At 62.7% G+C, this 21,631-nt stretch carries 21 protein-coding genes and 1 pseudogene; 11 read left to right on the forward strand and 11 right to left on the reverse strand.

Annotated features, from left to right (window positions below; all coding sequences use genetic code 11):
• The 5 genes from QZ638_RS13490 to QZ638_RS13510 all read right to left on the reverse strand — a co-directional run.
• Positions 1-314, reverse strand: a 314-nt coding sequence (locus QZ638_RS13490) for a cytochrome c1 (protein ID WP_295811310.1), incomplete at its 3' end; no start/stop codon positions are given.
• A 29-nt stretch (positions 315-343) separates the two neighbouring features.
• On the reverse strand, positions 344-1,630 hold the full coding sequence (locus QZ638_RS13495) for a cytochrome b/b6 (protein WP_295811312.1): 1,287 nt from the start codon (positions 1,628-1,630) through the stop codon (positions 344-346).
• Between the two features lie 23 nt (positions 1,631-1,653).
• Positions 1,654-2,217 (reverse strand): ubiquinol-cytochrome c reductase iron-sulfur subunit, encoded by a 564-nt coding sequence (gene petA, locus QZ638_RS13500; protein WP_295811314.1) that lies wholly within the window; start codon positions 2,215-2,217, stop codon positions 1,654-1,656.
• A gap of 270 nt (positions 2,218-2,487) precedes the next feature.
• Positions 2,488-3,243, reverse strand: a complete 756-nt coding sequence (locus QZ638_RS13505) for a bifunctional 2-polyprenyl-6-hydroxyphenol methylase/3-demethylubiquinol 3-O-methyltransferase UbiG (protein WP_295811316.1) — start codon at positions 3,241-3,243, stop codon at positions 2,488-2,490.
• Between the two features lie 114 nt (positions 3,244-3,357).
• The gene (locus QZ638_RS13510) at positions 3,358-3,675 is read right to left on the reverse strand and encodes a DUF6665 family protein (RefSeq protein ID WP_295811319.1); all 318 of its coding nucleotides are present in this window, start codon (positions 3,673-3,675) and stop codon (positions 3,358-3,360) included.
• A gap of 94 nt (positions 3,676-3,769) precedes the next feature.
• Between QZ638_RS13510 and QZ638_RS13515 the strand changes: the two genes are divergently transcribed.
• Positions 3,770-4,402 (forward strand): LysE family translocator, encoded by a 633-nt coding sequence (locus tag QZ638_RS13515; protein ID WP_295811322.1) that lies wholly within the window; start codon positions 3,770-3,772, stop codon positions 4,400-4,402.
• A gap of 6 nt (positions 4,403-4,408) precedes the next feature.
• Here the strand turns inward: QZ638_RS13515 and QZ638_RS13520 are convergent, their stop codons facing one another.
• Both QZ638_RS13520 and hemF read right to left on the reverse strand, forming a co-directional pair.
• Positions 4,409-5,290 (reverse strand): EamA family transporter, encoded by an 882-nt coding sequence (locus QZ638_RS13520; RefSeq protein ID WP_295811325.1) that lies wholly within the window; start codon positions 5,288-5,290, stop codon positions 4,409-4,411.
• A 118-nt stretch (positions 5,291-5,408) separates the two neighbouring features.
• Positions 5,409-6,323 (reverse strand): oxygen-dependent coproporphyrinogen oxidase, encoded by a 915-nt coding sequence (gene hemF / locus QZ638_RS13525; RefSeq protein ID WP_295811326.1) that lies wholly within the window; start codon positions 6,321-6,323, stop codon positions 5,409-5,411.
• 119 nt (positions 6,324-6,442) lie between these two features.
• Here hemF and QZ638_RS13530 point away from each other — a divergent pair, with 119 nt between their 5' ends.
• Entirely contained in the window at positions 6,443-6,700 is a 258-nt protein-coding gene (locus tag QZ638_RS13530) for a hypothetical protein (protein WP_295811329.1), read from the forward strand.
• 123 nt (positions 6,701-6,823) lie between these two features.
• Here the strand turns inward: QZ638_RS13530 and QZ638_RS13535 are convergent, their stop codons facing one another.
• The gene (locus tag QZ638_RS13535; RefSeq protein WP_295811332.1) at positions 6,824-7,270 is read right to left on the reverse strand and encodes a tRNA (cytidine(34)-2'-O)-methyltransferase; all 447 of its coding nucleotides are present in this window, start codon (positions 7,268-7,270) and stop codon (positions 6,824-6,826) included.
• 297 nt (positions 7,271-7,567) lie between these two features.
• On the opposite strand from QZ638_RS13535, the gene QZ638_RS13540 reads away from it, so the two are divergent.
• The 5 genes from QZ638_RS13540 (at position 7,568) to QZ638_RS13560 (ending at position 13,859) form a co-directional block, all read left to right on the forward strand.
• Entirely contained in the window at positions 7,568-7,822 is a 255-nt protein-coding gene (locus QZ638_RS13540) for a hypothetical protein (protein WP_295811337.1), read from the forward strand.
• 760 nt (positions 7,823-8,582) lie between these two features.
• Positions 8,583-10,430 carry an ABC transporter ATP-binding protein gene (locus QZ638_RS13545; RefSeq protein ID WP_295811339.1) on the forward strand — a complete coding sequence of 616 codons (1,848 nt, stop codon included), beginning with the start codon at positions 8,583-8,585 and terminating at the stop codon, positions 10,428-10,430.
• Entirely contained in the window at positions 10,427-12,313 is a 1,887-nt protein-coding gene (locus QZ638_RS13550; protein ID WP_295811341.1) for an ABC transporter ATP-binding protein, read from the forward strand. The genes QZ638_RS13545 and QZ638_RS13550 overlap by 4 nt, the downstream gene beginning before the upstream one ends.
• 334 nt (positions 12,314-12,647) lie before the next feature.
• A complete protein-coding gene (locus QZ638_RS13555; RefSeq protein WP_295811344.1) occupies positions 12,648-13,538 on the forward strand; it encodes a LysR substrate-binding domain-containing protein in 891 nt (296 codons plus the stop codon).
• Between the two features lie 135 nt (positions 13,539-13,673).
• Positions 13,674-13,859, forward strand: a complete 186-nt coding sequence (locus QZ638_RS13560) for a DUF1059 domain-containing protein (RefSeq protein ID WP_295811347.1) — start codon at positions 13,674-13,676, stop codon at positions 13,857-13,859.
• 33 nt (positions 13,860-13,892) lie between these two features.
• On the opposite strand, the gene QZ638_RS13565 is transcribed toward QZ638_RS13560, so the two are convergent.
• From QZ638_RS13565 to QZ638_RS13575, 3 genes are read right to left on the reverse strand one after another with little or no spacing between them, the layout of a single operon-like run.
• The gene (locus tag QZ638_RS13565) at positions 13,893-15,161 is read right to left on the reverse strand and encodes a CCA tRNA nucleotidyltransferase (protein WP_295811348.1); all 1,269 of its coding nucleotides are present in this window, start codon (positions 15,159-15,161) and stop codon (positions 13,893-13,895) included.
• Positions 15,161-15,799: a CoA pyrophosphatase gene (locus tag QZ638_RS13570; protein ID WP_295811350.1), complete on the reverse strand. Its 639-nt coding sequence runs from the start codon at positions 15,797-15,799 to the stop codon at positions 15,161-15,163. The genes QZ638_RS13565 and QZ638_RS13570 overlap by 1 nt, the downstream gene beginning before the upstream one ends.
• Positions 15,796-16,425 (reverse strand): DUF1285 domain-containing protein, encoded by a 630-nt coding sequence (locus QZ638_RS13575; RefSeq protein ID WP_295811352.1) that lies wholly within the window; start codon positions 16,423-16,425, stop codon positions 15,796-15,798. Before QZ638_RS13575 ends, QZ638_RS13570 begins: the two co-directional genes overlap by 4 nt.
• A 151-nt stretch (positions 16,426-16,576) precedes the next feature.
• On the opposite strand from QZ638_RS13575, the gene QZ638_RS13580 reads away from it, so the two are divergent.
• From QZ638_RS13580 to QZ638_RS13595, 4 genes and pseudogenes are all read left to right on the forward strand, one after another.
• Entirely contained in the window at positions 16,577-17,599 is a 1,023-nt protein-coding gene (locus tag QZ638_RS13580) for a MoxR family ATPase (RefSeq protein ID WP_295811355.1), read from the forward strand.
• Positions 17,600-17,627: 28 nt separating this feature from the next.
• On the forward strand, positions 17,628-18,545 hold the full coding sequence (locus QZ638_RS13585; protein WP_295811358.1) for a DUF58 domain-containing protein: 918 nt from the start codon (positions 17,628-17,630) through the stop codon (positions 18,543-18,545).
• Positions 18,542-20,467, forward strand: a pseudogene (locus tag QZ638_RS13590) (BatA domain-containing protein); the annotation flags it as partial. The gene QZ638_RS13585 and the pseudogene QZ638_RS13590, both read left to right, overlap by 4 nt.
• 88 nt (positions 20,468-20,555) lie before the next feature.
• Positions 20,556-21,631 (forward strand): TRAP transporter large permease subunit (locus QZ638_RS13595; RefSeq protein WP_295811361.1); only part of this gene is annotated, 1,076 nt, incomplete at its 3' end.

The following is a 21,631-nucleotide window of genomic DNA, read 5'->3' on the forward strand; positions in this document are numbered from 1 at the left end:
AACATGTCGCCGGCATCGTCCGGACCGTCCTCGACCTCGTACTCAGCCGCGATCGCCCGGACCTGGGCTTCGGAATAGCCCAGATCCTCGAGATTGCGGAATGCCACGAGGTTCATCGAGTGACAGGCGGCACAGACCTCGCGATAGATCTTGAAGCCGCGCTGCAACTGCCCCTTGTCGTAGGTGCCGAAGGGGCCGGCAAACGACCAGTCCTGCTCGACCGGCTTCTTGATCGGATACTCGGCCGCATTGGCCGCCGTGACAGCGGCCAGGCCAAGACCGAGCGCGGCCAATCCGTTGAGGATGCTCTTCATTGCGAAAATCCCTTTGCGCATTCTCTCGCTCAGCCCTTTGCCTGTTCGGTGGCCGGTGCACCGGCTGCGGACTTCTTCTCCAGCACCGCTTCCGTAATGGAATTGGGCAGGCGACGAGGCGTCTCGACCAGTCCGAGAACCGGCATGATCACGATGAAGAAGGCGAAGTAGTACAGCGTCGCACCCTGAGCCATCGCCACATAGACGCCTTCCGCCGGACGAGATCCGAGCCAGCCCAGGAAAATCGCGTCGACGACGAAAAGCCAGAAGAACAGCTTGAACCAGGGGCGGTAGACTGCCGAACGGACCTTCGACGTGTCGAGCCAAGGCACGACGAACAGGACCGCGATGGCGCCGAACATGGCCAGAACGCCGCCGAGCTTCGAATCGATCGGGCCGATGTTGAAGGTGATGGCGCGCAGGATCGCATAGAACGGCAGGAAGTACCATTCGGGCACGATGTGCGCCGGCGTCTTCAGCGCGTCGGCCTCGATGTAGTTGTCCGCATGTCCCAGATAGTTCGGAATGTAGAAGACGAAATAGGCGAACAGCGCCAGGAAGACGACCATGGCGAACGCGTCCTTGACGGTCGCATAGGGCGTGAAGGCCACCGTATCGGTCTTCTTCTTCACCTCGATGCCGGTCGGGTTGGTCTGACCTGTGACGTGCAGCGCCCAGACGTGAAGAACGACGACGCCGGCAATCATGAAGGGCAGCAGGTAATGCAGCGAGAAGAAGCGGTTCAGCGTCGGATTGTCGACGGCGAAGCCGCCCAGCAGGAGCTGCTGGATCCAATCGCCCACCAGCGGAATGGCGGTGAAGAAGCCGGTGATCACGGTCGCGCCCCAGAAGCTCATCTGGCCCCAGGGAAGCACATAGCCCATAAAGGCCGTGGCCATCATCAGGAGGTAGATGATGCAGCCCAAAATCCAGAGCATCTCGCGCGGCGCCTTATAGGAACCGTAATAAAGGCCACGGAAAATGTGCACATACACGGCGATGAAGAACATCGAGGCGCCATTGGAGTGCAGGTAGCGCAGCAGCCAGCCGGAATTGACGTCGCGCATGATCTTTTCGACCGAGTTGAAAGCCACCTCGGTGTTGGCGGCATAGTGCATGGCCAGCACGATGCCGGTCACGATCTGCGCCACCAGCATCAGCGAAAGAATGCCGCCGAACGTGTAAGCGTAGTTCAGATTGCGTGGCACCGGATAGGCCACGAAAGAATCATAGACCAGACGCGGAAGCGGCAAACGCGCATCCATCCAGCGGCCAAGGCCACTCTTGGGCGTATAGGTCGAATGTCCAGCGCTCATAGAAATTCCCCTCTCGGCGAGCCTTAGCCGACCTGGATGACGGTGTCGGACACGAATTCAAATGTCGGAACCGCAAGGTTCTCGGGAGCCGGGCCTTTGCGGATGCGGCCAGCGGTATCGTAGTGCGATCCGTGGCACGGGCAGAACCAGCCGCCGAATTCACCCGCCTGACCGAGCGGAACGCAACCCAGATGGGTACAGACGCCGATCATCACCAACCAGTTTTCCTTGCCTTCGCCGGCGGAACGGTCGAGATCGTTGGCCGGCGCGTCAGCGGCGATATTCGCGTTGCGCGCCACGGGATCCTTGAGATCCTCCAGAGCGACAGCCCGTGCCTCCTCGATTTCCTTTTCCGTCCGGTTGCGGATGAACACAGGCCGGCCGCGCCATTTGACAGTCAGCGACATGCCGGGCTCAACGCCGGACACGTCGACCTGAATCGACGCCAGCGCGCGGGTGGACGCATCCGGTCGCATCTGGTCGATGAACGGCCATGCAACCCCAGCCGCACCGACGGCACCGGCAACGCCTGTAGCGACGTAAAGAAAATCACGCCTTGTATGTTCGGTCGAATCGGTAGCGCTCACGGGACTGCGATCCTTTCACCTTGAGTCGGCCGGTCGGGACGCTTCATTGCACCTTGAACACAAGCAATTTCCCCACGCGTGGCAGGGTTTGCCCGGTTCTACCCCCGGCATTTTCGATGGTTTCTATGCGCCACGCAGGAACTTGTCCAGACGGGGGCGGCGTTACAGGGCAGATTGTCGCGGGGAAAAACACAACGAATAAAGATGACTTTAAAAGTCTTGTTTTCCAAGAAGGACAATCGGGCCAACGCTTTCGCGGATCGCCTCCGATCAGTGCGGCGTGTGTGCCTCGAACGTGAACACGGAGGCGTCGGCCTGCAAGGCGGTGCCGGCCCGATAATCGCCGTGAACACAAATCCCGGTGAAGCCCGCCGTCCGCAGCGCCAGCTCGAATTCCAAAACGCCCCAGAAACGCAGATGGAAAAGCTGCAACTCGCTGGCCACGAGACGGTCGTCCCGCCAATGCTCATACCGCAACTGCGAGAGGGTCGTCTGACGCTGAAAGCAGGTCGACGCGCGCCGTTCGACCAGCGTGAGGAGATCGTCTCCGGACTGCCAGTGCCGCGCCACAGGCGCGGTCTCGGCAAGGCATGAAAGAGCGTCCAGATCGAGGATCAGCCGGCCGCCGGGCGCGAGCGCGTCGCGGAAACGGCCGAGCACCGAAAGCGCATGTTGCGGATCCGTGATCAACTGAAAGGAACCGGCCGGAATGACGATGGCGTCGAAGCAAGTATCATAGTCGAAGCTTTCGAAGCGCGCGATATCGAGCGGCGAAGACAGGCCGCGCGCCTCGCATGCGCTGCGGCAATGCGCCACCATGTCCGCCGAGGCGTCGAAGCCGCGCATGTCGAATCCGGCTTCAAGGAGCGGGATCAAGACGCGTCCATTGCCGGCGGCGGGTTCGAGAATCGGGCCCTTACAATCCGAAAGGCGGTCGCGGTAAAACTCGATGTCACCAAATGAGCGGCCGATGGGCTTGTCGAGGTGGTAGACCCAGGAGGCCAAGGTGCCATAACGATTTTCCATGGTGCCGTCTTTCATATCCGCGTTTGCTGTCAGGCGGGTGCCACGATCAGCCGGGAGCCGCAAGCCAGCCAGCACGCAGGTTTTCTCGGGCCAGCCGAACCGTGGGCACGCGCGTCAACGCGCGCCGAGGCGAGCCAGGACGTTGCCAGGAATGGAGAGGTCCGAAATGACGTCGTCATGCTTGCGCAGGCCGCAAAGCTCGCGCTGGATGAAATAGCAATGCACCGCATCGGCGGCGGCATAAAGACAACGCTGCAGTTCTTGCCCGTCATCCGAATCGACCGCGGCAAGCCGGCCAAGCGCTTTCTCGGCGCGCCGGCCGGCGTGACCAAGCGACGAGGCCTGCTCGGCGACGATCTCGTGCTGCAGAACCGTGTCGCCGCTGACGGGATGCGACATGAGACCCGTGACGGAGTTGGGCAGTCTCAGCATAAGCGTTAATCCGGCCTTCCGATGCTCGACAATCAGAACGTTCGCCATGTATCTTGGCGCGCATCGCAGCCATCTTCAACGGGCAGGCACAACAATGACGCCGATCGAGCTTGGAACCTTCACACTGGTCGCCGCACTCCTTGTCATGTCGCCCGGCCCCAACGGCGTTCTCATCGCCAAAACGGTGCCGACATCCGGCAAGGCCGCGGGCTTCGCCAATATTGTGGGCTTCTTCGCCGCGTTTTACGTGCACGGCGCGCTGTCCATCCTCGGCATATCGATCATCCTGGTGCAGTCGGCACAGCTTTTCTTCATCGTGAAAATGCTGGGAGCCGCCTATCTGTGCTATATCGGCCTGAAGGCATTGTGGCAGGCATGGCACGGACTTTCGGCGCCAATTGCCGTCACCCCCGCCAAGCGACGGCGCACGCTCGAGCGCGCCGCGCTCGAAGGCTTCCTCACCAACGCTCTCAATCCCAAGGTCTCGATGTTCTACCTGGCGGCGTTCCCGCAGTTCATTCCCGCCAGCGCCGATGCCACGCCCTGGGCGTTTGCAATGGTGGTGATCCATTCGCTTTTGAACGTGGTGTGGTTTTCGGCTCTGGTGCTGCTGTTTTCTTCCATGAAGTCGCTGGGCGGCAGTGTCCGAATGCAACGCTGGCTGAAGGCGGTGACCGGCACGGTGTTCATAGGCTTCGGGCTGAAGCTTGCGACCATGCGTCCTTGAAAAGTCTCAGGCGGCGCGCATCTCGGCCACCGGCGCGCGCTTCCTGACGAGGGTCAGCATGAGGCCTGCGAGAACGAGCGCCGCAGCCAGCATACGCAAGGGGCCGAAGGATTCGCCCAGGAACAGCGCCGACGAACTCATTCCAAAGATCGGCACGAGCAGCGAAAACGGCGCAATGCGTCCCGCCCCGTAGGTTCGGATCAGCATTCCCCAGACCGCAAAGCCGAAAATGGTCGCGCCGTAGGCGATGTAGAGAACCGCACCGAACCCTTCCCAGGTGATGTTTGCGAGCGCCGCCATATCGGCCTCCCACCCTTCGACAAGCAGAGAAAGGGCGAACAGCGGAATCGGCGGAATAAGGCTCACATGCACCATCAAACGGAACATGTCGACTTGCCCCGCCTGCTTCATCAGAAGGTTGGAGATCGCCCACATGAAGGCGGCGGAAATGGCCAGGGCCAGCCCGGTGATCGTGACGCTGCCATCCACCGTGAACGCGATCAGACCAATGCCGCAGAAGGCGACGAAAATGCCGACAAGCTGCATGCGCGTGGGACGCTCGCGCAGCACAAGCGCGGCGAGCATGATCGTGAAGAACGCCTGCGACTGCAGCACGAGGGAGGAGAGCCCCGCCGAAAGCCCGACATCCATGCTCCAGAACAAAAGCGTGAACTTGACGATGCCCAGCACGACCGCAATGGCGACGACATATCGCCATGCGATAGACGGCCTGGGCACGAAGAAGGCAAGCGGCAACGCCGCCGCTGTGAAGCGCAGCGCGGAAAAGAGAATCGGCGGAAAATTGTCGATCCCCACCTTGATGACCACGAAATTGAAGCCCCAGACGGCGGCTACGAGAAGCGCCAGCAGGATGTGGGGCAATTTCATAGGAATATCCTTGGAGACGGTGAGCGGGGCCAGAAACCAAAGACCCCACTCCACCGGTATTTTCAAATCAAAAAGACCAACGGCAATCCATCAGCAAAATTGATCGGACGCGCCGGCGTCACGGCCATTTCACCTCGGGCGGCAGACTGGAGAGAATAGAATTGACATTGCCGCCGGTTTTCAATCCGAAAATCGTGCCCCGGTCGTAGAGCAGGTTGAATTCCACGTAGCGCCCGCGCCGCACAAGCTGTTCCTCGCGGTCGGCCTCGGTCCAGTTGGTGTTGAAATTCTTGCGCACCAGATGCGGATAGACGACCGCGAAGGCCCGGCCTATATCGCGCGTGAAGTCGAAATCGGCCTGCCAACCGCCCTTCTCCTCCGGCGAACGCAACCAATCGTAAAAGATGCCGCCAATGCCGCGCGGCTCTTTGCGATGCGGAAGATAAAAATACTCGTCGCACCAGGCCTTGTATTTGTCGTAGTCGACAATCGCCTGATGACGCTCGCAGACGAAGCGCATAGCTCTGTGAAAGGCTTCCGTGTCGGGGTCTTCCTGCGTGCGACGGCGGTCGAGAACGGGGGTCAGGTCCGCTCCGCCGCCGAACCACTGGCTGGTGGTTACGACCATGCGGGTGTTCATGTGCACGGCGGGCACGTGCGGGTTTTGCGGGTGGGCGATGAGCGAAATGCCAGACGCCCAGAAACTCGGATCCCTGTCCGCGCCCGGTATCTGTTTGCGGAACTCCGGCGAGAACTCGCCATGGACCGTGGAAACGTGAATGCCGACCTTTTCGAAGACACGGCCGTGCATGACCGACATCACGCCGCCGCCGCCCTCACCGCCATCGCGCTCCCAGGGGGTGCGCTCGAAGCGACCAGGTGTGCGCGAGGACAGGGGACCGGCCAGAGCATCCTCGAGTTCCTCGAATGCGGCGCAGAGCTTGTCGCGCAATTCCTCGAACCAGGCCCGCGCGAGAACCTTTTTATCTTCGATTTCATCCGGCAATCCGGCAGGGAGTTCAGGTCGTTCCATTATCGTTCCTCTAACCCGATCCTACGCGACGGCGCGGCAGGCGGACAGTCCTACAAATGACTCGCAATTTTCAACCGCGTTGCCTAAGCTTCTTATCCATCGGGTCAAGGAGTTCTTTCGTGCGTGTGCCCGCAAAACCACCGCTGGAGGGGCTGAAACGCAGCCTCGACAAGCACCGCGCAAAGGCGAGCCGCCTGCCACGCGACGGGTTTTTACGGGAAAGTTTCGCGTTGCCGCGCGCGCAGGCCCGCGAAAAAGCACGAGAATGGCTCGAACGCTGGCCCAAGCAAGCCTACTGGACGGAAATCGAAAGCTGGTGCGAGCGCCCCGGCGACATGATCGAATTCACCATGCGCCGATTACCCAGTGCCGATTGAGCAGCAGCCGGCCAAGATCGATCCGACGGGCGCTTGACTTAAAGTTCACTTGAACTCGTAGGCATCCCTTTCCATGACAAAGGAAAGAGACCTATGTGGCTGCAAGCCGACGACAAGCACCGCTCAGCGCAATTGCCGAAGCGCTTCGCCCGCGGCCATTGCCGCGCTCATGGCAAGATTGAGGCTGCGCGCACCCTCCTGCATCGGAATGGTGAGCCGAACATCGGCGGTTTTGTGAACGACTTCCGGCGCTCCCACCGTTTCCCGGCCAAACAGAAGAACATCGCCATCGACGTAGGAAAAGTCGGTATAGCGTGCGTCGGCCCTGGTGGTGAAAAGAAGAAGACGACGCCCCTCGCGCCGACGCCACGCCTCAAAAGCCTCCCAGGAGGTATGGCGGGCAAGCGCGGCGCGCTCGAGATAATCCATGCCTGCCCGCTTCAGATTCCGATCAGACAGATCGAACCCCGCCGGCTCGATCAGATCAACCGTGAAACCGAGACAGGCGGCGAGACGCAGAACGGCTCCGGTGTTTCCTGGGATGTCTGGCTGATAAAGCGCGATACGCATCTGGCTGTGTCTCTCGACATGGCTGAGTGTGGCTTTCCGGTTACACTCCATCGCCGGAGAACCGGAAGGCGAAAAAGAAGGTGGCGGGTCACTGCAACTGTGGGTATAAGGCCATCATTGTCAACGCGAACCAGAGGAGAAAGACATGAATACGCTTCGACATTGCATGACTTGGCTCCACGCCTACAGCCCGAAGGGCTGACGGCGGACTCGGTTCGGCACGGCTTCCCTACACTTTCAGGTAGCTTCGTATCGCAGTCCGTCGGGATCGTCTCCCGCTTTCCAAGGACGTTTGCGATGCACAACCGTTTCCCCCGGCGGCCCTTCGGTCGCAACAACGACTATGTCGTTCCACAACTCGACCCGACCCGCCCCACCCTGCAGGATCGCAGGCTCGAGGCATGGGCGCTGACGATCCGGGCGATAACCGTATCGGATCGTGAGCCCCAACGACACCGGCCCCAACGCGGCCAGCTTCCGGACGTGGATATGAGACACGCCACACCGGTGCGTCCGGCGCTGTGGACCATGCTCAGGAAACTGTTCCAATGACGGAAGTTTCCGTGATTCGACATTGGCCTGAAACCGTCCCGCATCCGTGCGGGACGGGACAGATTCCGCACGCGCCGTTACAACTTCCGATGGTCGCGGCACGCACAAACGGTCTGGTCAAATCAGATCGCTGCCGGTATAAGACACGTCCCATCAACGAAAACCGCTGGAGGCGGCAATGGATATCAAGATGCTTACCTCCTTCGCCTGCCTGCGCCCGTGGATCACGGCGCCGTATCAGGCCTGACGGCGGATTTCGTTCTTCAGCTTTTTCAAGACCAACAAAGCAATTCACGAGCGAATCCGCCGACCGATTCTTCCGGTTGAAACATTGGATTCGCATCATGACTGCACGTTTGCCCCAGGGGCGCACCGCGCTCCGCAAGAACAAAGAACTGAACACCGATCCGGCCGCCTCCGCGCTTGAGCGTGGGCAGGACACCGCTCTTGCAACGTCTCTCTCGGGAGCGTTCAAGGCCGCTCTCGGAAAGCCCGCGGAACCGCCGCACAAGGCAGCGCTCCCAAAAAACGGCTCCGGGCATTTACCCCCGATGAACGCCGGCCCGCTGAAAGGGCCGGGGAAAACACGAACGAACGGCCCTTCGGCATCCGTGCCGCGCAAAGGCCATCGATAGCCGATCGAGATGGCTTTTCCGGCATCGCCATCGCCGGGAAAGCATATGAAAAACAGATGATTATCCCGCAAACATGATTCGACACATCGTGTTTGCGGGAGCGAGAATGAAAGACGCCCGAGACAATGTTTCAATGGTTCGAACGAAAACTTGAGCCCTTCCCCGCAGAGGAGCCGCAGGAGCCGCCCCGCACGTTCTTCGCCTTCTGCCTTCATTTTACCAAGGGCGCCTGGCCCTTCATCGCAGTCTCGGCGGTGTTGATGATGATCATCGCCATTGCCGAAGTCTGGATGTTCTCGTTTCTCGGCAACATCGTCGACTGGCTGGCCGAGAAGGACCGCGCCACATTTCTCGACGAGGAAGGCGCCAAGCTGATCGGCATGGGCCTGATCGTCGGCGTCGCTTTGCCGGCGGTGGTGTTCCTTTACGGCCTTGTTACGCACCAGGTGCTGATGGGCAACTACCCCATGCGCATCCGCTGGCAGGTGCATCGGTACCTGCTCAAGCAGTCGATGAGCTTTTATCAGGACGAATTCGCCGGCCGCATCGCCACCAAGCTGATGCAGACCGCGCTCGCCGTGCGCGAATGCGTGATCAAGATGACCGACGTGATGAACTATGTGGCGGTCTATTTCACCGGCATGCTTTTCCTGGCCGCCTCGGCCGACTGGAAACTGGCCGCGCCGATCCTCGGCTGGCTCGTCGGCTACATTTTTCTGATGCGCTACTTCGTGCCGCGGCTTGCCAAGATCGCCAAGCGGCAGGCGGATGCGCGTTCGGTGATGACCGGGCGCGTTGTGGACAGCTACACCAACATCCAGACGGTGAAGCTGTTCTCGCATGCGCGCCGTGAAGCGTCCTACGCACGCGAAGGCATGGGTGGTTTTCTCGGCACGGTCCACGACCAGTTCCGCATGATCACCGGCCTTTACGGCCTGCTCTACCTGCTCAATGCGCTGTGTCTCGTGGTGGTGGGTTATCTCTCCGTCACACTTTGGGTCGCGGGCGCGGTTAGCGTCGGTGCGGTCGCCGTCGTGCTCGGCCTCGTGCTTCGGCTCTGGGGCATGTCGCAGTGGATCATGTGGGAACTGACGGCGCTGTTCGAGAATGTCGGCACCGTGCAGGACGGCATCAGTTCGATCTCGATGCCCCGGCTGGTGGACGACAGACCCGGCGCCACAGCCCTTGCGGTGCCGGAAGGTCGGATCGACTTCGACGGGATCGGCTTTCACTACGGCAAGAAGGGTGGCGTGATCGAAGAGCTTTCGCTCACCGTCAAACCCGGCGAGAAAGTCGGCCTCGTGGGTCGTTCGGGCGCCGGCAAGTCGACGCTCGTCAACCTGCTCCTGCGCTTCTACGACCTGGAGCGCGGCCGCATCGTCATCGACGGACAGGATATTGCCGACGTGACCCAGGATACGCTGAGGGCCGAGATCGGCATGGTGACGCAGGACACATCCCTGCTCCACCGGTCGGTGCGCGACAACATCCTCTACGGCCGACCCGACGCGACCGAAGAGATGATGCTGGAAGCGGCCAAACGCGCAGAGGCAATGGGCTTCATCGACGGGCTGACCGACCCGAAGGGCCGCACGGGCTTCGACGCCCATGTGGGCGAGCGGGGCGTGAAGCTGTCAGGAGGCCAGCGCCAGCGCATTGCCATCGCCCGCGTGATGCTGAAGGATGCGCCAATCCTCATTCTCGACGAGGCGACCTCGGCGCTCGATTCGGAAGTCGAGGCGGCGATCCAGGAAAACCTCTACCGCCTGATGGAGGGCAAGACGGTGATCGCGATCGCACACCGGCTTTCCACCATCGCCGCCATGGACCGCCTGGTGGTCATGGACAAGGGCCGGATCGTCGAGGAAGGCACACATGACGAGCTTGTGGCCGCCGGCGGACTTTATGCGAGCCTCTGGCAACGCCAGTCGGGCGGGTTCCTCGATCTCGAACTGAACGAGGCTGCGGAATGAAGGAAGACAGCGAAAAACCGGAACCGCCCAGAAGCGACGGCCTGTGGCGCAGCGTCGAAGAGGTCATAGACCCCTTCGGCGACACGCCACGGGCCGTGCTGCCGGTCAAAGCGCATGAATTTATCCTGTTCTTTGCCAGGCAGGCCAAATGGCCCTTCATCCTGCTGCTGATCGCCGGTGGGCTGATGGGGGCCGTCGATGCGGGGCTCTACTGGGCGCTCGGCTGGCTCATCGACCTTCTGGATTCCTCCTCGCCGCAAACGCTTATCGCCGACCACTGGGAGAAGCTTGCCGCATTCCTGGTGCTTCTCCTGGTGATCCGCGCGGTGGTCATCATCGGCAACACGGTGCTTGAGGAGCAGGTGATCGCGCCGGCCTTCTACCAGCGTGTGCGCTGGCAGGCGTTCCGCCGCGTGATCGAGCAGCCCTACGAATTCTACCAGAACGATTTTGCCGGCCGCATCGCCACCAAAATCCTGCAGGGCGGCGAAGCGACGGGCGACTTCATCATCAACGTGCTGCAGACCATGTGGAGTTTTCTCACTTTCGTGGTGCTGGCAGCGTCTATCCTGACCGTGCTCGATCCGCTGATGGGCCTGGTGGTTTTCCTGTGGCTGATCACCTATGTGGCCATCGCGCGTTTTCTCCTGCCGCCCCTGCGCCGCGCCGGACGCCGCACCGCCGACCAGCGCTCGATCCTCAATGGACGCATGGTCGACGCCTTTACCAACATTCTGGCCGTCAAGCTGTTCGACAGCGGCCAGCGCGAGCATTCCTATGTGCGCGAAGGCATGGCGCATTTTCTGAGCGCCGTGCAGACGCTGACGCGCGCCATCACCCGCGTGCGCGTGACCGTGGCCATCGTCAACGGCTTCATGATGACGGCGATCTTCGTGCTCGCCGTCTCGCGCTGGCTGGACAGCGCCATCACCACCGGAGAGATCGCGGCGGCCATGGGGCTCGTCTTCCGTCTCAATCAGATGTCGGGCTGGATGATGTTCAACATCAACGGGCTTATCCGCAATTATGCGACGGTGCAGGACTCCACCACGGTGGTTTCGGTGGAACCGGCGATCCGCGATGCCGAGCGCGCCGAGAATATGAAACGGGCAAAGGGCGACATCCGCTTCGAGAACGTGACATTCAATTACGGCAAGGCAAGCGGCATCATCGAGGGGCTCGACCTGCACATCAAACCGGGCGAGCGGGTGGCGCTGGTCGGGCCATCAGGCGCCGGCAAAACCACCATCGTGAACCTGATGCTGCGCCTTTTCGAAGCCGAGCATGGAAAGATACGGCTCGACGGGCAGGACATCACAAAAGTGACGCAGGCCTCACTGCGCGCCCAATTCGGCGTGGTGAGCCAGGAGCCGATGCTCATGCACCGTTCGATCCGCGACAACATCGCCTACGGTCGGGGCAAGGTCACAGACGAGGAAATCGTCGCCGCGGCGAAGCGGGCCTCGGCGCACGACTTCATCCTGGACGTATCGGACCCGAAGGGCCGCACCGGTTATGACGCCGTGGTGGGCGAACGAGGCGTAAAACTCTCCGGCGGACAGCGCCAGCGCATCGCCATCGCGCGCATGATGCTCAAAAACGCGCCAATCCTGATTCTCGATGAGGCAACATCGGCGCTGGATTCGGAGATCGAGGCGGTGATTCAGGAAAACCTGGAACGGTTGATGGAAAACAAGACGGTCATCGCCGTGGCGCACAGGCTTTCCACCATCGCCGCGCTCGACCGGATCATCGTGCTGGACCAGGGCCGCATCGTGGAGGAAGGCTCACACGAGGCGCTGGTGGAACGGGACGGGCTTTACGCGCAGCTCTGGAAGCGGCAATCGGGCGGCTTTTTGGGCGGCCGGCTGGCTGCCGAATAGCCTTTCTGACGAAAACGGGCGGCTGCGAGACCTGCGCGGCCGCGCTTTTCCTAGCGTGAACCATCCCGTCGAGATTACGCATGGGCAGATCGGCAAGCTCCCGCGTCGACATGCCACGAAGGGCGGGATGTGTCAGCGGATCGCGCTGCCACTCGGCTTCGAGCATCGCATCGCGGGCCTGCCGGTAACGGATCCTGAAAGCCTGAAATTTTATCCAGAAAAACTGTATCATCACTGTTCCTCCATTGAGGATAGAAATCTTCATGACCCAGAGTTTATTCATTCATGACGATTTTCAATGGAGAATGCCTGAGGAATTCTATAGAAAAACTACATGAAATATCTGCCCAGGGTTCATCTAAACGGATTGCGCGCCGTGGAAGCAGTCGGCCGGCACGGCTCCCTGAGTGCGGCGGCCGGCGAACTGGGCGTGTCCGTCGGCGCCGTCAGCCAACAAATCATCAAGACCGAGGCCCAGCTTGGCGTGGCGATCTTCGAGCGTACCGGGCGCGGCATCCGGCCAACGGCGCTTGGACGGCAGTTCATCGACCGGCTTGGCATCGGTTTTCAGACATTGGATACGGCGGTTGCGATGACGCGACACGACACGGATTCGGTCCTGACAATCTCGGTGGCACCGGTTTTCGCCTCGAAATGGCTGGTGCCCAGACTGGCCCGCTACACGAAGGCGCACCCGGAAACCAAACTGCGACTGGAAGCCTCCATCGGTCTGATAAATCCCGATAGCACGGACATAGACCTGGCGATCCGCGTCGGAGAGGGAAACTGGCCCGGCGTGAAAGCGGAGCATCTTTTGCCGCAAGAAGTGTTTCCCGTCTGCGCGCCGGCGATCGCGAACGCGCTGAAAACTCCGGAAGACGTGCTCACGGCGCCGATCATCCGCGACGCCAACTCCAATGTGGAGTGGGACGTTTGGTTGAAACCGCTCGGACTCGACGAGCGTGATCTGGCGGAGGGCGACAGTTTCACCGACGCAGCGCTTTGCCTCGATGCGGCGATCGCCGGCCAGGGCGTGATGCTCGCCTGGCATACGCTCGCCCATGACGCGCTCAGAGGCGGTCAGCTCATTGCGCCGTTCCGCGAGCGTGCGACGACACGTTTCAGCTATTGGCTGGTCACCTCGCAAAACCGTCCGGAACCCACCAAAGTGCGCGATTTCAAGGCCTGGCTGCGGGATGAAATCGCACAAATGCTGGCGGAATAACCGTCGCTCGATAATCGTCGCTCGCCCGTGGAATCCCTCGAAATTCCGATCACGATTCTTCTCACCGGCAACCTCTCGCCGCAATCCGTGTTATAGTCTATGGAACGCATCAACTGAGAACAGGAGGACAGTCTCATGAAAGAATTTCATTGCGGCTCGCTCGTTCCAGGCTGCGACTGGCATACGCGCCATGAGGAAGAGGCGGAGGTGATCCGCCGTGCAGCCGAGCACATGCGCGAAGCCCACGGCGAAACCGTGATCCGAGAAAGCATGGTGGAAGCCATCCGCTCGCGCATCGGCGAATCCAAGAACGCGGCCTGACCGGTTTAACGGCCACCGCAGTTCGAAACGGGATCAGCCGGTGGCCGAGATCATCGCTGCGGCGCGCTCAAGCAGCGCGTCGCGCTTCAACGAAAAATCCGAAGCAATCCATTCCTCTTCCAACCGGGACAGAAGCTTCCCCATCGCCGGACCGTTTTCCATACCGAGCTTCGCCAGATCGTTTCCGCTGACCGGGAAAACAGGCTTGCGCCAAGTCGCTGCAAGCTTCAGAAGACGCGTAAATCCGGCTGCTTCCATAAGCGCCTTGTCATCCTGTGACGCGCGCGAACGCGCGCTTACGAGCGCCAGCTTCAAACGCCATGAAAAGCCTTTTGGATCAGCCTTGTAAGCAAGTTTCCTGAATCCGCTTTCATCCATATCCGCTGGCGGAACCGGCGCGTCTATCCAACCTCTCAGCGCGGCCTTCTCGGCATTGGAAAGGCGCAGACGCTTGCCCAGTTCGTCGATGCGAGGCTCATAGGGCGGAACAATCGCCGCCAGACGCAAAAGTGGATCGGGCTGCCAGCCCAGTGTCCGCTCGGTCTCTATGAGAGGGGCAATGGTATCGATGCCCCATTTCTCGGATTCCGGCAGGATCCTGGTCAAAACACCGGTCTGGCGCATCCAAAGAAGCGCACGCGAGGGATCGGGTGCCGTCAGCAACTTCTTGAGCTCGGCCCATACGCGTTCCGCAGACAGGCGTTGCAGGCCGTCGCGGTGGCGCGTGCAGGCTTTCAGACCCGCCGCATCAGGGCGACCGGCGCCATACCAAGCGAAGAAACGGAAGAAGCGCAGGATGCGTAGATAATCCTCGGTAATGCGGGTGTCCGCATCGCCGATGAAGCGCAGGGTGCGGCTGTCGAGATCCTCGAGGCCGCCCACCAGATCGACAATTTCGCCATCGGCTTTCGCGTAAAGCGCGTTGATGGTGAAGTCGCGCCGTTCGGCATCGCTGCGCCAGTCGCGTCCGAAGGTGACGCTGGCGCGGCGACCGTCGGTTTCCACGTCGGCGCGCAACGTGGTGACCTCATAGGCACGGCCCTCGGCAATCACCGTGACGGTGCCATGATCGATGCCGGTGGGGGCGGTACGGAAGCCCGCCTTGTTCGCCCGCCGCACCGTCTCACGCGGTTCCGTGGTGGTGGCCAGATCGATGTCGGTGACGCACTGACCAAGCAGCGTGTTGCGCACGGCGCCGCCGACGATGCGCGCCTCCTCCCCCTCCGCGGACAGGGCCGCAAGCAGTGTCTGAAGCCGTTTGTCGGCCAGCCATTCCGAATCTGAAATCAAGCGCTTGTCCATCAAGCATAAAGTCTTTCGTAAAGCGTTCGAATAATGCCGGCGGTGACACCCCATATGAAGCGTTCGCCGAACGGCATGGTGTAATAGAAGCGTTCATGGTCCTGCCACAACCGGCTTTCACGCCGATGGTTGGCCGGGTTCATGAGGAAGGCGAGCGGCACCTCGAAGGCAGCGTCGACCTCATCGGGATTGATGCGCAGCCCAAAACCCGGTTGCACAATACCGAGCACGGGCGCGATGCGATAACCGCTACCCGTCGAATAATCGGGCATGCGGCCGACCACCTCGACCGCATTCGGAACAAGGCCGATTTCCTCGTCCGCCTCGCGCAGAGCCGCGGCCTCGGGCGACGCGTCCTCGGGATCGATGCGCCCACCGGGAAAGGCGATCTGGCCGGAATGATTTCGCAATGTCAGGGTACGCTGGGTGAGGATAACAGACGCCCCGTCGGCGTGGTCGACAACCGGGACAAGCACCGCCGCGTCGCGCAGCCCCGGGCGCACGATCATTTCGCGCAGATCCGGGTTCAAAGCGTGATCGCCATAATCCTCCCGGCCCGCCGGCCCCTGCTGACGGGCAGCGCGGCGGCGGAACTCATCCGCCGAGAAAACGCTCCTGGGGGCGGTGGCCAAGGTCATTGCGAAAGCCTGTGCAATTCGGCGACCGGCATCACCGGAAAAACCGACCCGCGCGAGCGGATCGCGAACATCAACCGACCGTCGATCTCCATCTCCTCGCCCGCCTCCACGAGATCGTACATGACGGAGCGGGCGACGAGCGCCTCAAGACGCCCGCGTACATGCAAATAGGGTTTCAGCCCGCCGGTCTCCGGCTGATCGACGAAACGCAATTCATGCTCGGGCCCCGCCTCGATTACATCGCCGACATTGGTACGGAAGGTAAGGGCCCGATCGTCACCGTTTCCCGTCACAGCCATCTCGACGGCGAGGAAAGGCGCGTCCTCGACCCGAATGCCGACTTTTTCCACTGGAGTTACAAGATAGGTTTTCCCGTCCTCGTCCTTGCGCAGAACCGAGGAGAAAAGCCGCACCAGGGCCGGACGCCCGATCGGTGTGCCGAGATAGAACCAGGTTCCGTCCGTCTTGATCTCCATATCGAGATCGCCGCAAAAGTCGGGGTTCCAGCGTTCCACGGGCGGCGCGCCCTGCCCGGCGCGCGCCGCACGCGCAATCATCGCTTCGAGGCCGGCCGCGTCTCCGACCGAAGCAAGACTTGATGGGTTCGGTGTCTTTTTCTCATCCATGGTCACGAAATAGTCACTGTTGTTTCGCTTGTCAGCCTTGATCAGTGTTTTAAATTTGCCAAAGGGACGTGACGGTACGAATCGCTTCGAACACGTGCCGGTGTGGTCCGTTCCTACCGCCCCCGGGGCCGCCAATGAGGATCGAGACGGCATGAGCATTGTTTCCAAGAACCAGATGCCCGGCGAAAAGCCTTTGAGCGACAAGGAGATGGTTGCCGAGGCCGAACGCGCCCTGACCGACATCGCCGGTGTGCGCGAGGGTGTCGGAAAGGTGATTTTCGGCCAGGAGGCGGTGGTGGAACGCACCCTCGTGGCGATCCTCGCCGGCGGCCATGCGCTTCTCGTCGGCGTGCCGGGCCTGGCAAAGACCAAGCTTGTGGAAACGCTGGGCACGGTGCTCGGCCTCGACGCTCGGCGAATCCAGTTCACACCCGATTTGATGCCTTCCGACATATTGGGGTCGGAGGTGATGGAGCAGAATGAAAAGGGCAAACGCTCCTTCCGCTTTCTGCCCGGGCCGATCTTCTCGCAGCTTCTGATGGCCGACGAAATCAACCGGGCCAGCCCGCGCACCCAGTCCGCGCTCTTGCAATCGATGCAGGAATATCACGTGACGGTGGCCGGTCACCGGCACGACCTGCCCTCGCCTTTTCACGTGCTCGCCACGCAAAACCCGCTGGAACAGGAAGGCACCTATCCGCTGCCCGAAGCCCAGCTTGACCGTTTTCTGATGCAGGTGGACATCCTCTATCCCGAACTCGATGCGGAACGGCGCATCCTGCTGGAGACCACCGGCATCGACGAAGCGGAAGCGGAGAACGCCCTTACGCCGGAGCGGCTGAAGGAGATCCAGATGCTGATCCGCCGCATGCCCGTGCCCGAAAGCGTGGTCGACGCAATCCTGCAGCTCGTGCGCACGGCGAGACCGGGCGTGGGCAATCCCGACACCGACCGTCACGTCGCCTGGGGCCCCGGCCCGCGTGCCAGCCAGGCGCTGACGCTGTGCGCCCGCGCCCGCGCACTGTATGATGGGCGGCTGGCGCCTTCGGTGGACGATGTGCGAGCGCTGGCCGAGCCCGTTCTGCAACATCGCATGGCGCTGACTTTCGCCGCACGTGCGGAAGGCATGACCGTGCGTGACGTGATCCGACGTCTCGTGAAAGCGCTCGACTAATGGGCGGCGCGCGCCAGATAGGACCTTAATGGCGAAGATCGGCGAAGTTTCCACACCGGTCGCATCGAGCGATGCGCTGGTCCGCGCTCGTGCACGGGCGGCGCTTATGCCCGACCTTCTGGTGGATGCGCGGCGCGTGGCCAACAATGTGATCGCCGGCTGGCACGGCCGGCGCAAGCGCGGCATCGGCGAAAATTTCTGGCAGTTCCGACCCTATGTGGAGGGCGAAGCGGTTTCCAGGATCGACTGGCGGCGCTCGGCGCGCGACGATCATCTTTATGTGCGCGATCGCGAATGGGAGGCCGCTCACACGGTCTGGCTCTGGGCAGACCCATCGCCCTCGATGCTCTACAAATCCTCGCTTGCCCCGACCGCAAAGGAAGCGCGCGCCCTCGTCTTGACGTTTGCGCTGGCGGAACTTCTGTCGCGCAGCGGCGAGCGGATCGCATGGCCGGGCGTCACCGATCCGTTTTCGGCGCGCAACGGCGCAGAGCGCCTCGCTGCCCAGATCATGCATACCCCCAGCCTGCCAGCGCGGCCCGACCTGTTGCAAGTGCGACGCTTCTCCGACATCGTCCTGGCAAGCGACTTCCTCGACCCGGTGGAAGAAACGATTGCCTGGCTCGACCAATTGGCAAGCCGCGGCGCGCGGGCGCATCTGATCGAGATCGCCGATCCGGCTGAAGAAAGCTTTCCCTATTCCGGCCGCACCGAATTCGCCGATCCGGAAACGGGCGAAAAACTGACCGCTGGGCGCGCGGAAACGCTGGCCGACGATTATCGCCGCCTCTATCTCGCCCGCCGCGAAGAACTCGCGGGCTGGTGCAAACGGCTCGGCTGGAGCTATACCGTACATCATACGGACCGGCCTGCGGCGCAGGCGCTGGTCGCAGTGCATAACGCCATGAGCGTCGACGCCGGCTTTGGCGCGGAGGGCGGTCTTTGAGCTGGCTTTCCCTCTCCTTCGCCCAACCTTTCCTGCTTTGGGGCCTGATCGCGCTGCCGGTGATCTGGTGGCTTCTGCGCCTGACCCCACCACGACCGCAGGCGGAAACTTTCCCACCGCTTAAAATCCTGGCACGCGTCGTCAAGCGCGAGGAGACGCCGCACAAAAGCCCCTGGTGGCTGACATTGCTCAGGCTTCTGCTTGCCGCGCTGGTAATCCTGGCGCTGACCGACCCGGTCCTGAATCCGCGCGAAAAAGCAGCCGGCGATGGCGCGGCGCTTGCCATCGTTCTGGACAATGGCTGGGCCGCCGCGCCCGACTGGGACGAGCGCGTGGCCACGGCGGAGCGCCTGATCGAAGATGCACGCGCCAACGCGCAACCGGTGGTGCTGGCGCTGACCGCAGAAGCGCAGAACCAGGAGGTCGGCCCGTTCGACGCCGACGCTGCACTCGAACGGCTGAATGCGGCGCAACCGCGTCCCGTGCCCGGCAACCGTCCGGCAGCCTATGGCCGGGTGGCAGGCACATTGGAGGATTTTCCCGGAGCGGCCATTGCCGTGCTCTCCGACGGGCTGGCGGCGACCGGCGACGAGGCGGCCTTCTCGGCGCTTTTCTCCGGCGCGCCGGGCGAGGTGCTGTGGGCGGAACCCGAGCGGCTGTCCCTTCTGGCAGCGACGGATGCACAGAACACGGCGGACGCCTTCGAGGTAACGGCAACGCGCTCGGCGACCGACGCCGGTCCGCGCCAGGCCGTCGCCTACGCAAGCGACGACAAGGGCCGCCGCATCGCCGAGACCACAATCACCTTCGGCGCCGGCGAAACCAAAGCGAGCGGCGCGATGCGCCTGCCTTTCGAACTGCGCAACGACTTCGTGTCAGTGGGCATTGAAGGCCAGAATCAGGCCGCCGGACTGCGCGTGCTCGACGAAAACAGCAAGCGCCGGCGCATCGGCCTGATCTCGCAGAGCGAGGCGGATCAGGCGCAGCCGCTGCTTTCGCCGCTCTACTACATCGAACGGGCGCTCTCCCCTTTCGCCGACCTGATGCAGCCCTCAAGCGCGGAGCTGACGGAAGCGCTGCCGGAGCTTCTGGAGCAAAAACCGGCGGTAATCGTCATGGCCGATGTGGGCACGTTGCCTGCTGCCCCGCGTCAGGCGCTGATCGAATGGGTGAACGGTGGCGGCACGCTGGTGCGCTTCGCCGGCCCGCGGCTGGCCGCCGCCGACAATGACGAGGATCTGCTGCCGGTGCGGCTAAGGCTGGGCGAACGCTCGCTCGGCGGCGCGCTTTCCTGGACGGAACCGCAACCGGTGGCGGAATTTCCGCCCAACGGCCCGTTTTCCGATCTCGCCCCTCCGCGAGACGTCACCGTGAACCGGCAGGTGCTGGCAGAGCCCTCGCCGGACATCGTGGAGCGGAGCTGGGCCAATCTCGCCGACGGCACGCCACTGGTGACGGGCGTTGCGCGGGGTGAAGGTCAGATCGTGCTCTTCCACGTCACGCCCGAAGCCACGTGGTCGAACCTGCCTATTTCCGGCAGCTTCGTCGAAATGCTGCGCCGGGTCATGGCGGTGAGCCAGGGCGTCGGCGGCGGCGGCGCCGGGGCCGCCCTGCCGCCCATCGAGGTGATGGACGGCTTCGGCAGCCTGGGCACGCCGCCGGCCACCGTCCTGGCGCTGGAAACCGGGGGGGAGGCCGGCGAAGGCGCGGAGAGCACCGTCGGCCCGCGCCACCCGCCCGGCTACTACGGCAACGACAGCCTGCGCCAGGCCCACAACCTCAGCCGCTTCGTCACCGACCTGGCGCCGCTCCGCCAGCTGCCCGGCGGCGTCACCACCAGCCTCTACCACGCCAGCCCCGAGCAGGACCTGAAACCCTGGCTGCTGGCCGCGGCCCTGGCCCTGGCGCTGGCCGACCGCCTGGTTTCGGTGGCGCTCGGTGCGCCGCTGGACCACAAGAAATCCGCGCCCGTCGAGGCGCCGCCGGAAGACGAGGTGGGCTAGGCCGGCCATGGAAAACCTGCTGCTCACCTTCATCTTTCTCGGCGTGCTGTTCTTCCTCTTGGGCAGCGGCGTCTGGGTCGGCCTCTCGCTGCTGGGCGTGGCGCTGGTCGGCATGGAGCTCTTCACCAGCCGTCCGGCCGGCGACGCCATGGCGACGACGATCTGGAGCGCGTCGTCCTCCTGGACGCTGACCGCCCTGCCGCTGTTCATCTGGATGGGCGAGATCCTGTTCCGCACGCGCCTCTCCGAGGACCTCTTCAAGGGGCTGTCGCCCTGGCTCGGGTTCCTGCCGGGCCGCCTCTTGCATGTGAACGTCGCCGGCTGCGCGCTCTTCGCCGCGATCTCCGGGTCGTCCGCGGCGACCGTGGCCACCGTCGGCAAGATGTCGATCCCCGAGCTGCGCCGCCGCGGCTATCCGGAAAACATGATCATCGGCACCCTGGCCGGGGCCGGCACGCTGGGCCTGCTGATCCCGCCCTCGATCATCCTCATCGTCTACGGCGTCACTGTGAACGAGTCCATCGCCGGCCTCTTCATGGCCGGGGTCTTCCCCGGCGTCATGCTGGCGCTGCTCTTCATGGGCTACATCTTCCTGCGCGCGGTGCTGCAGCCGCAGAGCATGCCGGCGCGCGGCACGGCCGAGGGCTTCTTCAGGACGGTGCGCGATTCCTTCTCGCTGCTGCCGGTGGTCCTGCTGATCCTCGCGGTGCTGGGTTCGATCTACGCCGGCATCGCCACGGCGACCGAGGCCGCGGTGCTGGGCGTCGTCGGCGCGCTGGTCATGTCGGCCGTGCAGGGCTCGCTCACCAGGGAGAGCTTCGTCGAGAGCCTGATGGGCGCGACGCGCACCTCCTGCATGATCGCCCTCATCCTCGCCGGCGCGAAGTTCCTGACGCTGGCCATGGGCTTCACCGGCCTGCCGCGCGAGCTGGCAGCCTGGATCGGCTCGCTGGAGCTCTCGCCCCTGGCGCTGATCGCCGCGCTGACCCTGTTCTACATCGTCCTCGGCTGCTTCCTGGACGGCATCTCCGCGGTGGTGCTGACCATGGCGGTGGTCGAGCCCATGGTGCGCCAGGCCGGCAT

The sequence above is a fragment of the uncultured Nitratireductor sp. genome, from assembly GCF_913053745.1.
In the GTDB taxonomy this organism is placed as follows: Bacteria; Pseudomonadota; Alphaproteobacteria; order Rhizobiales; family Rhizobiaceae; genus Nitratireductor.

Bases quoted from the DNA above. Each gene is read 5' to 3' on its own strand.
- QZ638_RS13495 (WP_295811312.1), bottom strand. From the start codon at position 1,630: ATGAGCGCTGGACATTCGACCTATACGCCCAAGAGTGGCCTTGGCCGC.
- QZ638_RS13505 (WP_295811316.1), bottom strand. From the start codon at position 3,243: ATGGAAAATCGTTATGGCACCTTGGCCTCCTGGGTCTACCACCTCGAC.
- QZ638_RS13510 (WP_295811319.1), bottom strand. From the start codon at position 3,675: ATGCTGAGACTGCCCAACTCCGTCACGGGTCTCATGTCGCATCCCGTC.
- QZ638_RS13515 (WP_295811322.1), top strand. From the start codon at position 3,770: ATGACGCCGATCGAGCTTGGAACCTTCACACTGGTCGCCGCACTCCTT.
- QZ638_RS13520 (WP_295811325.1), bottom strand. From the start codon at position 5,290: ATGAAATTGCCCCACATCCTGCTGGCGCTTCTCGTAGCCGCCGTCTGG.
- hemF (WP_295811326.1), bottom strand. From the start codon at position 6,323: ATGGAACGACCTGAACTCCCTGCCGGATTGCCGGATGAAATCGAAGAT.
- QZ638_RS13535 (WP_295811332.1), bottom strand. From the start codon at position 7,270: ATGCGTATCGCGCTTTATCAGCCAGACATCCCAGGAAACACCGGAGCC.
- QZ638_RS13540 (WP_295811337.1), top strand. From the start codon at position 7,568: ATGCACAACCGTTTCCCCCGGCGGCCCTTCGGTCGCAACAACGACTAT.
- QZ638_RS13545 (WP_295811339.1), top strand. From the start codon at position 8,583: ATGTTTCAATGGTTCGAACGAAAACTTGAGCCCTTCCCCGCAGAGGAG.
- QZ638_RS13550 (WP_295811341.1), top strand. From the start codon at position 10,427: ATGAAGGAAGACAGCGAAAAACCGGAACCGCCCAGAAGCGACGGCCTG.
- QZ638_RS13555 (WP_295811344.1), top strand. From the start codon at position 12,648: ATGAAATATCTGCCCAGGGTTCATCTAAACGGATTGCGCGCCGTGGAA.
- QZ638_RS13560 (WP_295811347.1), top strand. From the start codon at position 13,674: ATGAAAGAATTTCATTGCGGCTCGCTCGTTCCAGGCTGCGACTGGCAT.
- QZ638_RS13565 (WP_295811348.1), bottom strand. From the start codon at position 15,161: ATGGACAAGCGCTTGATTTCAGATTCGGAATGGCTGGCCGACAAACGG.
- QZ638_RS13570 (WP_295811350.1), bottom strand. From the start codon at position 15,799: ATGACCTTGGCCACCGCCCCCAGGAGCGTTTTCTCGGCGGATGAGTTC.
- QZ638_RS13575 (WP_295811352.1), bottom strand. From the start codon at position 16,425: ATGGATGAGAAAAAGACACCGAACCCATCAAGTCTTGCTTCGGTCGGA.
- QZ638_RS13580 (WP_295811355.1), top strand. From the start codon at position 16,577: ATGAGCATTGTTTCCAAGAACCAGATGCCCGGCGAAAAGCCTTTGAGC.
- QZ638_RS13585 (WP_295811358.1), top strand. From the start codon at position 17,628: ATGGCGAAGATCGGCGAAGTTTCCACACCGGTCGCATCGAGCGATGCG.